Raw genomic sequence first — 14,701 nt, forward strand, 5'->3', positions numbered from 1 at the left:
GCACCTGCTTTGTCATTGAGGCAGGATCTCACAGCCCCAGTTGATCGGCGAAATCCTTGAGCTCGCTCCGGGATGCGACGCCGAGCTTGGGATAGGCCTTGTAGAGGTGGTAGCCGACCGTCCGGTGGCTGAGGAAGAGCTGTGCCGCGATGTCGCGGTTGGACAGGCCCTGCGCGGCGAGCCTGGCGATCTGTAGTTCCTGCGGAGTAAGGCCGGCCGCCGCGCCTTCGGCGGGTCTGAGGCCTTGGTCCTGGGCGCCGGTCGCGGTGAGTTCGCCGCGGGTGCGTTCGGCCCACGGCCGCATGCCGAGCCGGTCGAAGATCTCCAGGGCTTCGTTGAGCGGCCCGCGCGCCTCGGCCTTCCGCCGAGCCCTGCGCAGCCATTCGCCGTAGAGCAGCGCGGTCCTGGCGTATTCCAGCGCGCGGCCGTCCTGGTCGTGCAGTTCGAGGGCCGCGGTGTAGAACGTTTCGGCTTGGTCATCGGCGGTGAGCAGCCCACGGCAGCGCATCACGAGCGCGTCGGCCCACGGCTGCCTGACCGACGCGGCCCACCGCTCGAAGCGCGCCAGAGGCTCGGCGGCGCGTTCCTGCGCCCCTACTCGTACGGCCGACTCCACCAGGTCGGGAGTGGAGCGGGTGGCGCAGATGTGATGGCGCATCGGCTCGCGGGTCAGGCGCTCGAAGCGGGCGAGTGCCGCCTCGGCGCGGCCGAGGCCGAGGTCCAGCAGGCCGAGCGACCAGTGCGCCCACGGCGCACCGGGGGAGATGGTTCCGGCGGTGGCCCCCGCCAGCCCCTTCTCGGCGTTGTGCCGGCAGGCGGTCTCCTCTCCCTTGGCTGCGGCGAGGTAGGCGAGCACGCTGCTGAACTGGCTGACCCACTGCTGCTGTCCGGTGTCGCGGGCGAGGCTCAGCGCCTCGGTCGCCGTGGCGAGTGCGTCCAGGTGTCGTCCGGTGAACACCTCGCCCTCGACCACGAAGAACAGCACCGTCGGCAGCCGTCCGGCGCCGCCCCTGGCGCGGTGCCCGGCGGCGAGCGAGGTTGCCAGCTCGTAGGCGTCGGCGTCCTGGCCCAGCGCGAGTGCCGCGCCGCAGAGGATCATCAACACCTGGTCGGGGGTACGGCCTCGCCGCCGCACCGCCGCGAGGGTGTCGCCCAGCGGCGGCGGCCTATCGGACCGGTTGCGGTCGAGGTGGGCGAGGTAGGGCCTCACCGGCGCGAGTGGATCCGCGTCGTCCAGCGGCAGCGCGATCAGTCGTTCCAGCGTTGCTGCGAGCTGCTGTTCCCCCAGGTACCAGGAGGTGTGCACGGCCTGGGTCAGCAGTACGGCGGCCTGGCCTGGATCGGTGTCGCGGATGAGCCCGGCGCCGTCGAGCAGCAACCGGTGGGCGGCGGAGTAGGAGCCCTGCCAGAAGTCCGCGAGCGCGCGTACGTGCGCGATCCGCGCATTTACCGCTGGGGCCCCGTTCAATCGCCGGGCCGCGCGGCCGCCGAGGGTTCTGGCTCGCTCCAGATCGCCGGCCTCCAGTGCCGCTTCCGCCGCCAGGGCTTCGCGGTGAGCCCTGGCGCCGGGCTCGACGCTCAGGCGGGCGGCTCGTTCGTACGCCGCGGCGGCTGCCTCGTGGCCGCCGCGTTCGCGGGCGCGGGCGGCGGTGCGTTCCAGTGCGGCGGCGGCCTCCTCGTCGGTGCCGGCGGCGGCGGCGGCCAGATGCCAGGCCCGGCGGTCTGCGTGCTCGGGCGAGCCGAGGGCGGCGGCGAGTGCGCGGTGGGCGGCGAGGCGTTGCCCGAGCGGCGCTCGCTGGTAGACGGCGGCGCGGATCAGCGGATGGCGGAAGCGGATCGTGGTGCCGTCGGCGTCGCCGCGGAGCACCAGGCCGGCCTGCTCGGCGGGGGACAGGTCCTCGACGGCCGCTCCCAGTGCGGCGGCGGCACGCAGGATCACGGTGAGCTCGCCGGTCTCGTCGGCCGCCGCCACCAGGAGCAGGTTCTGGCAGGCCTCGGACATCCGGCTTACCTGGCCGTGGAAGGCCAGTTGCAGGCGGCTGGTGAGGGGGAGCGCTCCTGGCGAGAACGCGCTGCCGCCTTCGGCGGCCAGGGCGACCGGTAGCTCCAGCAGGGCCAGCGGGTTGCCGCCTGCCTCGGTGAGCAGGCGGTAGCGTACGGCGGGCGCGAGTGAATGCTGGTCGAGCAGGGCCGCGGCCGCCTCAGGGGTCAGCCCGGACAGGCGTGACTCCGGAAGGCCTGGGGTGGGGAAGGATCCCTCGCCGTCCCTGGCTGCGAAGATCATGACCACGCCCTCGGCGTGCAGGCGCCGGGCGGCGAACAGAAGCGCGTCCCGCGACGCCCGGTCGAGCCACTGCGCGTCGTCGACGAGGCAGAGTAGCCCCGTCTCGTTCGCGTGTTCCGCCAGTAGGGAGAGCACCGCCAGTCCCACCAGCATCGGCTCTGAGCCGGCCGCCGGCCCGAGTCCGAACGCCGCCTCCAGCGCCTCGCGCTGTGGGCCGGGCAGCGCGGGGAGGGATCCGAGGGCCGGGCGCAGCAATAACTGCAGCCCTGAGAACGGCAATTCCGCCTCGAACTCGACCCCTGTAGCGCGTACCAGCCGCATGCCGTCGGCCGTCGCGGCGGCGTGGTCGAGTAACGCTGTCTTGCCGATGCCCGGCTCGCCGCGCAGTACCAGTGACGAGCTGGTGCCCGTCCGGGCTCCTGCCAGGAGTTCGGCGATCGTGTCCTCTTCGGTCTTTCGCCCGTGCAGTTTCCCCGCGCCCATGACCCCATCTTGGCATTCGTCCGGGATTGTCCCGTACGGGCCGGTCGGCACCTGGTTATGTGCGGGATCGCCGCCGGGTCGGAAGGATGCCCACGTCAGCCTTGGTCCACCAGGGCGGCCGGCTCGCGCCGCCCAGATGCGTCAGGGCCGAGTGGCGCATCTGGGCCAAGACTTCAAGATTCTTCGCGGGCTGTACCCTCGCTCCCGCCTGACCGGGTACGACGGGGCTTGGCGCGCGATCTCGCAGAGATGTTCCTCAAGCCCCTTCTCCTCGGCCAAAGGCCGGCGTTTCCGCCATCAGCCGCGTGCAGGCGAGACCGTATCCGTCCCATCGACCTCGTCGGCGGCGGCGGGGTCGCGGGTGGTCAGGGGAGCAGGAAGAAGCACGGCTCGTCGGCGGCGGCGCCGTTGGCTCCGGTCAGCACCGCGACGGTGGAGGCGTCGACGACCTTGGCGTAGATCTCGCCCTTCCAGTCGGCCGCCTGGTCCAGCGTCCCCTACGGGACCGATGCCAGCGTGTTGATGCCCGGTGCCAGGGTGATGGTGTAATGGCCGGCGCTGTTGCGCTGCGGCGAGACGATGCCTTTGGCGCGGAGGAACGTCGATAGCTCCCCGGTTCTGACCTGGAGATCTTCGGGTTGGAGGCGCTGCGGGGTTCCCGGAGATCGGCAGGGAGGAGCAGGTCAACGCCGTCCAGCTCGGCGGCATGTACCGGACAAGGGAATGTTGTCCGGTACATGCGCCCGGCGCGTTCTCAGCAGACTGTGCCTGGCCGCGACCAGGGGAAAGACCGGTTCATGATCCACTGAATGTGGGTTTTGACCTTATGTGGGCTGGACCCCGTCTGGGGATGTGGATGCCGGCGGCGCGGAGCTTGGTCTCGAAAAGCGCGGCCAGCCGCGCCGCGGCCGGCGTCTGCTCTTCGCCGTGTTGGGCGATCAGCGTGTACCGGGTCGCGGCCTCGGTGCGGGCTTGCAGGCCGGTCACGGTCTTCAGCAGTGCGGGGTTGGCGAGGTAGTGGTCGGCCGCGGCGGTGGCGAGCTCGGCGATGCGGGGGTCGTCCGGTTCCCAGGCCGCGGCTTCGGCTACGCGCTTGCCCAAGGCGACGAGCCGGGTGTCTTGCAGGGCGTGCTCGAAATGGGTGAGGTAGTCGTCGAAGCCTTCTGGGACCAGGGCCTTGGCCAGCACCCAGCCCTCCCTGGTGGCCGCCACCTCGTCCGCGGGGAATCCGAGGCCGGGCATCCGCTCCAGCAGTGCCACAGCGCGGTCGCCCAGCAGAGCTCGGTCACCATCGGCGAGCCGGTGCAGCGTGTCACGCCGCGCGATCAACTCCTCGATCCGTTCGGTGAGTTGCCGCTCGACGTCGGCGAGCGCGGCGGCGAACAGCGCGGCATCGGCGTCGAGCAGGGGTCCGATCTCGGCCAGCGGCACCCCGGCGGTGGCCAGCGTCCGGGCCTGCACCAGCCGCAACAGATCGGCCGATCCGTACCGCCGGTAGCCGGAGCTGTCGCGTTCCGGCTCCTTCACCAGGCCAAGCTTGTGGTAGTGCCGCACCGTCTTCACGGTGACGCCCACGAATGCCGCCGCCTGCCCGATCGTGACTCCGTTCATCTGCAAAATCATGCCTTGTGCTCAAGCTCGGCGACCAGGCAGACCGTAACCGAGCGTATGGACGGGCCAGGCCGAGCTCGTTGAGCTCGGCCAGGCCCCGGTTCGCGTTTTCCCTGATGCACGATCGGCAGGGCCGTCCTTCGAGGCGTACGGGCTACAGGTGTTCAGTTCGTGGGCTGAGCCGGATCGGCCTGCCCGCCGCCGAACACCTCGTTGAGGAGCCTTTGCTGGGCGTTCTGGAATGCTGCTGCGATGGACAGGTCGGCGTCGTCCACGCAGTTCAGCGCGGCGGTCAGGGTCTTGCTGCCGTCGGGTGTGCCGTACATCAGCGCCGCGTGGCCCACGGCGGCGCCGTTGTGGGAGATGAGGGTGCCGCCGCCGTCCGTGGTCAGCACGAACACTCCCAGGCCGTAGGCCATGTTCGGGATGCCCGTCGGGTGCGGGGCGCACATCTCGGCCAGTAGCGGGGCCGGCAGGAGCTTGCCGCCCAGCAGCGCGGAGATGAACGTGTGCAGGTCCTGGGTGGTCGAGATCATGTCGCCGCCGCTGGAGATCCAGGAGGGGTTCTGGCGGGTGATGTCGATCGTCTTGTGCTCGCCGGCGTTCTCATAGCGGTAGTAGGCGTGGGCGTGCGGGCCGGGGATCTCCGGACCGTCGGGCACCATGGTGCCCGACAGCCCGAGCGGCCCCAGGATCAGCCGCCGCATCTCCTCGGCGAGCGAGTGGCCGGTGACCTTCTCGATCAGCAGCCTGGCCAGCACGTAGTTGGTGTTGGAATAGCTCCAGCCCGTTCCCGGCTCGAACCGCGGCGGCTTGGACAACGCCAGCTCCACCAGCTCCTGCGGCAGGTAGGTCTTGAACCGGTTGTCCATCCACTCTTTGCCGGTGGTGCTGTAGGGGATGGGGATGCCCGGCGCGATCGTCCCGTCGGCGTTGACCTCGCCGCTGAAGTTGAACACCCCGCTGGTGTGCTGCAACAGCATCCGCACCGTGATCCGCTCGTCCAGCCCGAACTCCGGCAGATAGGCCCCCGCCGGGGTGTCCAGCCCGATCTTGCCCTCGGCTACCAGTTGCAGCACCAGGGTCGCGGTGAAGGTCTTGGTGTTGCTGCCGATCCGGACGTGTCCGTTGATCGGCGGCTTGGCGGTCCCGCCCAGTTCGGCCGCCCCGGCGCTGCCGACCCACTCGCCCCGCTCATCGTTCACGCGCATCGTCACCCCGACGAAACCGGAATCGACGATCTCCTCGATGGCCTTCTGCAGCTCCGGGCGATCCTTCCCGGCAGCAGCCGCCGGCGCAGCCCCGCTGTCCGCAGTGGTCACCCCGGCGGCGTCGAGGGCGGCGGTGATTTTGCGGGCCATCTCGGCCAGGGCGGGGTTGGGTGCCCCCTGGCGGAGCTGGGTGGCTGCGTCGATGGCGATGAGGACGATGCCGCGGAAGTTGTCGGCCTCGACCGGATCCTGCTTCTCCAGCAGGCTCATGGCCACGGTCAGGGCCGGAAGCACCTGGTCGGCGAGTTCGGCGGCGGACCTGCTCTTCAGGTCGATGTCCTTCGACTTCGCGGCGAGCACGTGCCCGATCGGGCCGGTCGCCGAGGCCAGGGCGACGGAACCGTTCATGGCGGTCTTGTGGGGCTTGCCAATGGCGTCCGCGGCGGCCATCAGCGACACGGCGCCGTACGCGGCGGTCCGCAGGGTGCTCTTGTCCTGGTCGGAAAGGGTGATGGACATGGTGGTGTACTCCTTCAAGTCTGTTATGTCCGGTCGGCGTTGTGCCGCTGCGCCGAGCTTTCACCTTGACCCAAGGTCAACCTCAACCGTGATCTAGCTCACAGCCGCTTTCAGTGGTGTTCCGCAAGGCGATCGGCCACCGGAACAGCCGAAGAAGGAACCGAATACCTCGGCGGGCAACGTGGCGCGCCGGGCGTCCGTGTGGCCGGACGGGTTGCGAAAATGCGCGGTGCTGCAGGCGTAGCCGGTGATGAGCACCGGGTACCCGCCCCGGCCGGGGGCGAGTCGGCGACGGTCCGGAGATCGAGGTCTTCACCGGGTCCCGGTAGTAATCGCCGCAAACCAACGAGTTTCGCTGATCAGTAATGATGCGGTCTATTACTACCGGGACCCTGGTCCGGTCGGGCTGACGAGCCCGGTTCACGGGTGAGACCGGGTCCGGGTTCCGTTGGCCCAGGGGGCGAGCCCGGGTGCGTGCTCGGCGATTTGGGTGAACGGCACCAGGTAATGCGGCAACCACACCCAGGGTTACCGCAGTATCTGCCGCGAATCCAACACATTTTCCTGACCAGCGAATATGTGGTATTCGTGCTGTTCGGGGGGGCGACGGCGACTGTGTGGGTCATGTTCGGCGGTGACGGGCGTGAGTAGCAGCGGGGCAGCCGTTGGCGGCGATAATGATCTTGATGGTTAACGGTCGTCTGTCGACACTCGCCGGTTCGATCACCGAACCGCAGGTGAGTGCTGTCGATAACCGGTTGCGGACATTTGGGAGCTGGGAGAGGAGCGCCAGGATGGTGAAGTAGCGGGTGATGTCGCGGTCGGCCGGTTCTCGTAGTCGCCGCAGCAACCCCGTCGCGACCGACTTCGGTGAGGCTCAGCACCTGTCGCTGGGCAGCACGAGCGTCATCGGAGAGCTCAACCAGTAAGGGGAGTGTCCGGTTGCCTCTCCGTCTGGTGTGGTGCGGCGGTGATGACGACGTCCAGCATGTTGCGCGACGTCTGCAGCTCTTGGATGGCCATGGTGATGCGTTGCCGTTCCTGCTGCAGCTGGGCGACCAGGTCGGGGCAGGCGGGGACGAGCCGCTCCTCCTCCGCACGGATGCAGGGCAGGACCCGGCCGATCAGGGTAGTGGTGAGTCCAGCGGTCAGGAGGCAGCGGATGCGGCGCACCGTTTCCACGTCGGAGTCGCTGTAGACCCGATAGCCACTTGGCAGTCTTTCGGGGGTGAGTAGTCCTTGCTGCTCGTAGTAGCGCAGCAGCCGCTCGTGGACTCCGGTGCGCCGGACCATCTCCTTCATGCGCATGTGTTTTGCCTCACACCAATCGGGCTTGACTCTGACATCGGTGTCGGAGTTTAGCGTGGCCGGCATGATGAACGAATACGCGCTTCCTCAGCCTCGCTTCGACGTTCTGGTACAGGGCGACGGCCCCGCGCTCCTGCTCGCCCACGGTGCCGGCGGTGGGATTCACGGCAACTTCGGCCTGGTCCTCGACGATCTCTCACGTGACCACACCGTCATCGGCCCGCATTACCCGGGCGTCGGCGCCACACCCGTCGCCACGGAACCGCTGCAGCTCGATGAGCTGGCCGACCAGTTGGTGACGTCCGCCATCGCGCAGGGACACGGCTCCTTCGCCGTCCTGGGTGAGTCGCTGGGCAGTGCCGTGGCGGTCCGGATCGCCAGACGGCATCCCCAGCGGGTCACAGCACTCGTGCTCACCGCGGGGTTCCCCATCGCGGACCCGGTCCTGGCGCTGGCCGCCCAGCTCGTCAAGACGCTGGCCCGTGCGGGTGAGTGGAGCGCCGTGGCTCGGCTGGCTTGCTTGTCGTGCCTGTCGCCGGCGCGTCTGGCGGAGATTTCCCAGGCCGACCTTGACGCCATGGTGGCGCAGACCCAGGAGGGGATGCCACCGGGAACGGTGGATCACTTCGATCTGGTGTCGCGGGTGGATGTGCGCGAGGACCTCGCGCGAGTGACCGTACCCACCCTGGTCGTGGTGCCGACCGGTGACCGTCTGGTCCTGCCCGACAGTTCCCACCGCCTGGCCGCTGGTATCCCTGAAGCCAAGCTCGTCGAGCTTCCCGGCGCCGCGCACGTTCTGGAGGAACCCGACCGCGCGACCTGGCTGCGGCTTGTTCGCGAGTTCCTCGCGACGATCGTCCCGCGCTCGGCGTGACGGCTCTTCCTGATACCGAGCAGGCCGGCGCGTCCGCTGCGGCTTCCTCGCGCCGACGCGCCGGCCTGGTCGTGCTCGCGATCAGCACAGCGGAATGCTCGTGGACCGGCGACCACGGCTGGTCATGTCCGGTGCCGCCGCATTGATGGCCATCGCACTGGCCGCGCTGGGCCTTGGCGCCCATCTGTCACCGATCGCTACGACGGCCATTGCTTTGTGGGGGTTCGCATTGGCGTCCCTGCCGGTGAGCCCGCAGACAGCCGTACTCCGGCTGGGTGCAACCGCCCCGACGCGGCCTCATCCTGGTACGTTGCCGCGTTCAACCTGGGCATCGGTGGTGGTGCGCTGATCGGCGGGCTGCTGCTGGCCACCGCAGGAGTGACCATACTGCCCTGGACGGCCTTGACCGTGGTAGGGCTCGCCGGTGCCGTCACATGGGGCGCACGGGCGGCGTTCTCACAGAACAGCAGGCCAAGCGATCCGGCAACGTAGCTGCACGCCCTACCTCAAGATCGATCCGGCGGCGTCCGCAGAACAGATAAAAAACATGACACAAGACGTCAAGTTTTAGGGCGATCATGGATTCACCGGTCGGCACCGATGTGGGTGCGGACCGGGGCCTCACGGATAGACAAGGACTTCAATGCGCGAAACACCCGAGGAGCTCAAGGAGCTTCAGGCTCTCCTGGAAGCCTCCCTTTCCCGCTCCACCTCGCACCTCCGTTCGATCGTCACCGAGAACACCCTGACAGCGGAGCACGTCACCCGGATCCTGACCGGCATGTGCACCCTGGCCCTGTCCACGGTGACGGCGAAGGGCGAGCCGCGGATCAGCGGTGTGGACGGGCACTTCCTGCACGGCAGGTGGCTCTTCGGCACGGCGCGCGGCGCCGCCAAGGCCCGCCATCTCGCCGTCCGCCCCGCCGTCAGCGCCGCGCACATGCGCGGGGAGGATCTGGGCGTGTTCACGCACGGCACGGTGGAGATCCTCAACCCCCAGCACGGCGAGCCGGCCGCGGACTGGCCGTACCTGCTCGCCTACCTCAAGGACTTCTACGGTGACGACTTCTTCGACTGGGACAACGATGTGGTCTACTACCGGCTGCGTCCGCACTGGATGACCGCCTACGCCCCCGGCGTCGACAAGCTCACCGAGGTGTCTCGGCCCTGATCGGCGGCACGGGCCGCATCGAGACCGGCCACGTGCTGAGAGATCTGGCGAAGCGGCCGCTCAGCGCCATTGTGACGAGCGGCCGCCGCGTAGTGGCGTGATCGGTTTGTTCGGCATGGGTGGGCGCCTGTCCGCCCATGTTCTGCTGTGTTGCGAGAGGATGGACGAAGGTTGACCGCGTTCGTAAGGAACGTTGAGATCATGGGGTGCGAGACCATCGATGTGGTGGGGGCTCGTACCAACAACCTGCGGGATGTGACGGTGAGCATTCCCAAGGGGCGGCTCATCGCCTTCACCGGAGTGAGCGGCAGCGGCAAGACCTCGCTGGCCATCGACACCCTGCACAATGAGGCCCAACTGCGGTATCTGGAGGGGCTTTCGCCGTTCGTGCGGCAGTACATCACCCAGCGCAATCGGCCGAAGGTCGACCGCATCCTGGGACTCGGCGCGACGCTCGCGGTCGACCAGCGCCGTCTGAACCGCAACCCCCGGTCCACGGTCGCGACGATCACCGGCATCGACGGGCATCTGGGGCTGCTGTACTCGCGCCTTCCGGGGATCGGCGCGGATCCGGCGGCGGAGAGTGGGGACGGATATCTGACGACCGCTCATTTCGACCGCAACACGCCGGAAGGGAGCTGCGCGGACTGCCACGGGGTGGGCGGGCGCTGGCAGGCGCAGGAGGACCTGGTCATCACCCATCCGGAGCTTCCGCTCTTCGAGGGGGCCTCGCCCTGGTACGCGAAGTGGCGGTCGGGGGAGCACGCGTTCATACCGGCGCTTGCCGAGAAGCGGGGGGTGGACCTCGGCCGGCCGTGGCAGTCGCTGCCTGAGGAGTTCCGTCACCGTGTGCTGTACGGCACGGGGGAGGAGAAGATCGAGGCGACCGTCGACATGTCGAACAAGAAGGAGACGGTCTCGGTGACCTACACCTCGAGCCAGCCGCTGCGGGGCGCGCTCGCCGAGGTGGAGCGGGTGTTCGTGAACGCCCAGACCTCCAGCGCCAAGCAGCGCTACCTGCCGTACATGCGCAAGCAGCCGTGCGGCACCTGCGGCGGCAGCGGGTACGACCAGGTGGCCCGATCCGTGCGGCTCGGCGGGCTGACCTATCCCGACCTGCTCGAGGTGGAAGTACGGGAGGTGCGCAGCTGGGCGAAGCGCGTGGCGGACGACCTGGACGCCCGGCAGCGCGAGGTGGGGGAGCCGCTGCTACAGGACCTGGGCCGCAGGCTCGGGATCCTCGACCGGCTCGGTCTTGCCCATCTCCAGCTGTCTCGGAGCGCGGCGACGCTGTCCGGGGGGGAGTTGCAGCGAACCCGGCTCGCCGCGCAGCTCAGCACCGAGCTGAGCGGCATCGTCTTCGTCCTGGACGAGCCCGGGACCGGGCTGCATCCGGCGGACAAGGCGCACCTGCTCGACATCGCCCTGGAGCTGCGCAAGGCCGGTAACACGGTGCTGCTGGTCGAGCACGACCCTGAGCTGATCGCCCGGGCCGACTGGGTGATCGATATGGGGCCCGGCGCGGGCCGCCTCGGCGGTGAGATCCTGGTGTCGGGTCCTCCCGCCGACGTGGCCGCCCACCCGACGTCGCTGACCGGGCGCTATCTGGCCGGTAAGGGGCCGCGGCTGCGCCGGACCCGCCGTCCGGCCGGGGGTGACACCGGCTGGGTGGAGCTGCACGGCCTGCGTGCGCACAACGTGACCGCGGACCTGGTGCGTTTCCCCGCCGGTCGGCTCACCTGCCTGACCGGGGTGAGCGGCAGCGGCAAGAGCAGCCTGCTCGGCGCGCTCGCGGCGGGCGTGGAGGCCGCCCTGAACGGGACGACGACCGACACGGTGCGACAGGTGACCGGCCTCGAGGGGTTCGACTGGGTCGCCGTCGTCGATCAGGAACCGCTCGGGCGGACGCCGCGGTCCAACCCGGCCACCTACAGCAAGGCGTTCGACGTTGTCCGCAAGCTGTTCGCCGAAACCGACGTGGCGCGCGGACGCGGGGTCAACGCCTCCTGGTTCAGCTTCAACACCGCAGGTGGCGGCCGCTGCGAAACCTGCACCGGTTATGGCCGCAAGCTGGTCGACATGCACTTCCTGCCGGATGTGTGGGTGGTCTGCGACGCGTGCGAGGGGCGGCGCTACAGGCCGGAGGCTTTGGAAATCAGGTATCAGGGGTTGGCCATCGACCAGGTGCTGGAGTTGACCGTCGCCGAGGCTGTGGAGCAGTTCTCCGAACCCCGGCAACTCGCGGAAACCCTGGGAGCCTTGAACCAGGTCGGGCTTGGCTATCTCCAGCTCGGCCAGAGCGCCACAGAGTTGTCCGGCGGCGAGGCGCAGCGGCTGAAGCTGGCGTCCGCGATCCAGCGCGGTGCCGCGGGCCGCAAGGCCGGCCTCGTCGTTCTCGACGAACCCGTCTCGGGCCTGCACCCGTCCGACATCCAGCGTGTGGTGGACGCGCTCGATGTGTTGCTCGACTCGGGCAACACCGTTGTCGTGGCCGAACATGACATCCCCGTCGCCGCGTCCGCGGACTGGGTGATCGACCTGGGGCCGGGAGCCGGTCCGGCCGGGGGTGCGGTGGTCGCGGAGGGCACCCCGGACGTCGTCGCGGACGCGGACACCCCGACCGCCGGTTTCTTCCGGCGGTACGCGGCGGGCCTGCCGCTCCTGGAAGTGCGAGAAGGCGCGCGCCGCTGAGGGGGCGGGGCGCGGTCTTGCATCACGTCCCGCACTGTCGTCCGCGCCCTCTCCGCGGACGAGCGCCCGCCCCTTGAGTCGGTGACGGACTGGTACGGGATCCGGGGCCCGAGCCGCGCGGCTCCCACGTCGTCCTGAAGGATGTCGGTGGCATCCGATGTGCGTAGCCGATCACAAGGTCAGTGCCTACGAGCGGCAGGATCACGTCCGACCGGCCGGCGCGCGAGCATCGTCCCCATGGCGAAAGCGCTGAGCACGCAGCCGATCTGCACAAGGGCCACCGAGGCGGGCAGGGAAGGGAGTTTTCCGAGGTCACCCAGCGCCGCTACGGGCAGCAACAGCAGCAGTGCCGCGCGCCGTCCCACCACGGATCCTGCCGCGTATCCCGCTGCCGCTGCCATGATGATGAGCCAGGGCACAGGTTTCCAGAGTGCGATCTCATGGTTGGTGGCCGCATCGAGCACGTGCCTGCCGACCTTGCCGGCGGCCAACCCGATCAGGCCGAACGGCATCCAGAGCATGAGTGTGCGCCGGGAGATGAGCGACATCCCGGTGCGGGCCGGACGGGTGAAAGCGACGGCGACCGCCACCACTTGCGACAGGAGAGGCAGGCCGACGTTCGGCATTAACAGTCTGTCCGGTTCGCCAAGGGCCAGGGTGAAGTGCAAGCTGTCCGATAGATACAGCATGAAAGCAAGCGCGCCCAGTGTGGCGATCCCCCGGTGGCGGAGCGCGACCGCGAGCACGGGCAGGGCGAAGACGATGATCGGTTCGGCCCAGCGCAGGAGCGACCACGGCTCTTGCATCCAGTAGTGAAGCAGGCCAGGGCCGCTTTGTGCCAGCGACAGGACCTGGCGGGCCAGCGTGTCGGTCAGGATGAGAACAGGCCACAGCGCCATGCCCACGGCCACGGCGTCCCGCCAGGCGGGCGCCGACACCGTGCCGAAGGCCCGCCGGTAGTGCATGCGAACCGCGCCTGCCAGCAGATCGGCCATGTCGACGAGGTGCGGGCGGGTCTGGCCGGGCCGTGATCCGGCCAGCAGTACGCCGATCATGTCTTCCTCGTGCCGCGTGCGGTGATCATAGGGATAGCAGGCCAGGAGCCGCCGGTATCGGGCTTCGAGGGAGCTCACGCCATTCCTCCAAGACCGGCGGCGCGCAGCCGCGTGGAAGCCGCTCGCACGTGACGGCGCATCCGCTCGGCCTCCGCCGCCAGCCGGGTCGCCCCGTCATCGGTCAGCCTGTAGTACCGCCGGACCCTGCCGTCCACGATCTCCTCGCGATCCTCGACGATGAGGCCCTCTTCCTGCAGCCGGTCGAAGGCGGCGTAGAGGGTTCCGGCGCGCAACCGTACCCGGCCCGCGGAGATCTGTTCGACGTCGGTGATGACGCCATACCCATGTTGAGGACCGGCGACGAGCGCGGTAAGGATCAGGAAAGTGGGTTCCTGCATCGATCTCATTCGATCATCATATACCGATGATCTTTCTATTGATGGTGACCCCTGATCGACAAGACCCCTGCACCCGCTGTCGGCGCTGGACCCGATCGGCATCAGGTGGGAGAGGGCGGGAACAGCGCGCGTGGTTCCGGGTTAAGACGGCTGGTCGGGGTCCGCTCGGGCCGGGGTGAGGTTCAACGTCCAGTTCCCGAACAGCCGCCCACGGTGCGGGACCGAGCGACGGGCAAGCAGGCAGCCGTCGTTCCTGGCCGCTGACGTGTTTCATAGGTGAACACCTATGAAACAGCTCGCCCGACCTCGATCATCCAGGGCGACAATCGTTTCAAAGGTGTCAGGTCTAAAGAGCAGGCGGCGTCATGCGCGCGAAGTCCTCACATAGGGGTTGTTTGCCGGTGCGGGCCGACGTTCAGCTCAGGCGGGCTCGCAGAAGGCAGAATTCGTTGCCTTCGGGGTCGGCCAGGCAGTGCCAGGGCTCCTCGCCGGTCTGGCCGACGTCGGCCGGGCGCGCCCCGAGCTTCAGGAGACGTTCGAGTTCGGCGTCCTGATCACGGTCGGTGGCGTTGACATCGAAGTGCAGCCGCAGCTTGCCCGACTTGGGCTCGGTGGTGGGGCTGAAGATCAGAGTCGGCTGCAATCCGCCGAACCCTTCCCGCGGTCCGATCTCCACCGCGCCGTCGTCGGTGTCGAGCACGATGAAGCCCAGCACCTCGCACCAGAACGCCGCCAGCCGTTGCGGATCCCGGCAAGGGATTATCAGTTCGGAAATGCGGCAAGCCATGGTCGGCACCCTACCGGGCATCAGTCGCACGCAGCCGTTCCTTCGTGGCTCACCTCGTCCTTGGCCATCTCCGGTGGCGGGCCCTCCCCGGACGACACGCCGACACGCCGGTCCCGGATCACGACGAGGCCGTCCCTCTCGGCGATCCCCGCAGCCTGTACCGTTACGAACCTGAAGAGATCAACAGCGGTGTGGTGCCAGAAGTGCGGGGCTGTCTCACTCGGCGGAGCGCGTCCAGCGCAGTGCTTCCGCACGTGCCCTTCGTGCCGTCAGCGGGGGACTGGCCGAGCACGGTGACCACGTCGTCGA

Annotated in this window: 10 protein-coding genes; 3 read left to right on the forward strand and 7 right to left on the reverse strand. The window is 68.9% G+C overall.

What is annotated here, in order from left to right:
- Positions 1 to 28: 28 nt before the first annotated feature.
- From OG587_RS29750 to OG587_RS29765, 4 genes are all read right to left on the reverse strand, one after another.
- Positions 29 to 2,767: a helix-turn-helix transcriptional regulator gene (locus OG587_RS29750; RefSeq protein WP_329080947.1), complete on the reverse strand. Its 2,739-nt coding sequence runs from the start codon at positions 2,765 to 2,767 to the stop codon at positions 29 to 31.
- 795 nt (positions 2,768 to 3,562) lie between these two features.
- Positions 3,563 to 4,378 carry a MerR family transcriptional regulator gene (locus OG587_RS29755; protein WP_329080948.1) on the reverse strand — a complete coding sequence of 272 codons (816 nt, stop codon included), beginning with the start codon at positions 4,376 to 4,378 and terminating at the stop codon, positions 3,563 to 3,565.
- A 164-nt stretch (positions 4,379 to 4,542) separates the two neighbouring features.
- Complete coding sequence (locus OG587_RS29760; RefSeq protein WP_329080950.1) at positions 4,543 to 6,108, reverse strand: serine hydrolase domain-containing protein; 1,566 nt, start codon at positions 6,106 to 6,108, stop codon at positions 4,543 to 4,545.
- A gap of 918 nt (positions 6,109 to 7,026) precedes the next feature.
- The gene (locus OG587_RS29765; RefSeq protein ID WP_329080951.1) at positions 7,027 to 7,410 is read right to left on the reverse strand and encodes a MerR family transcriptional regulator; all 384 of its coding nucleotides are present in this window, start codon (positions 7,408 to 7,410) and stop codon (positions 7,027 to 7,029) included.
- A gap of 70 nt (positions 7,411 to 7,480) precedes the next feature.
- Here OG587_RS29765 and OG587_RS29770 point away from each other — a divergent pair, with 70 nt between their 5' ends.
- From OG587_RS29770 to OG587_RS29780, 3 genes are all read left to right on the forward strand, one after another.
- Positions 7,481 to 8,290 (forward strand): alpha/beta fold hydrolase, encoded by an 810-nt coding sequence (locus tag OG587_RS29770; RefSeq protein WP_329094053.1) that lies wholly within the window; start codon positions 7,481 to 7,483, stop codon positions 8,288 to 8,290.
- A gap of 643 nt (positions 8,291 to 8,933) precedes the next feature.
- Entirely contained in the window at positions 8,934 to 9,461 is a 528-nt protein-coding gene (locus OG587_RS29775; protein ID WP_329080953.1) for a pyridoxamine 5'-phosphate oxidase family protein, read from the forward strand.
- A gap of 171 nt (positions 9,462 to 9,632) precedes the next feature.
- Positions 9,633 to 12,152 carry an excinuclease ABC subunit UvrA gene (locus OG587_RS29780; protein ID WP_329080955.1) on the forward strand — a complete coding sequence of 840 codons (2,520 nt, stop codon included), beginning with the start codon at positions 9,633 to 9,635 and terminating at the stop codon, positions 12,150 to 12,152.
- Between the two features lie 179 nt (positions 12,153 to 12,331).
- On the opposite strand, the gene OG587_RS29785 is transcribed toward OG587_RS29780, so the two are convergent.
- The 3 genes from OG587_RS29785 to OG587_RS29795 all read right to left on the reverse strand — a co-directional run bounded on the left by OG587_RS29785 (position 12,332) and on the right by OG587_RS29795 (position 14,392).
- Complete coding sequence (locus OG587_RS29785; RefSeq protein ID WP_329080957.1) at positions 12,332 to 13,285, reverse strand: hypothetical protein; 954 nt, start codon at positions 13,283 to 13,285, stop codon at positions 12,332 to 12,334.
- Positions 13,282 to 13,614, reverse strand: coding sequence for a PadR family transcriptional regulator (locus OG587_RS29790; RefSeq protein WP_329080959.1), 333 nt, complete (start codon positions 13,612 to 13,614; stop codon positions 13,282 to 13,284). The genes OG587_RS29785 and OG587_RS29790 overlap by 4 nt, the downstream gene beginning before the upstream one ends.
- Before the next feature lie 406 nt (positions 13,615 to 14,020).
- Positions 14,021 to 14,392, reverse strand: coding sequence for a VOC family protein (locus OG587_RS29795; RefSeq protein ID WP_329094054.1), 372 nt, complete (start codon positions 14,390 to 14,392; stop codon positions 14,021 to 14,023).
- Between the last annotated feature and the right edge of the window lie 309 nt (positions 14,393 to 14,701).

The organism is Streptosporangium sp. NBC_01469, assembly GCF_036227305.1.
Classification (GTDB): domain Bacteria; phylum Actinomycetota; class Actinomycetes; order Streptosporangiales; family Streptosporangiaceae; genus Streptosporangium.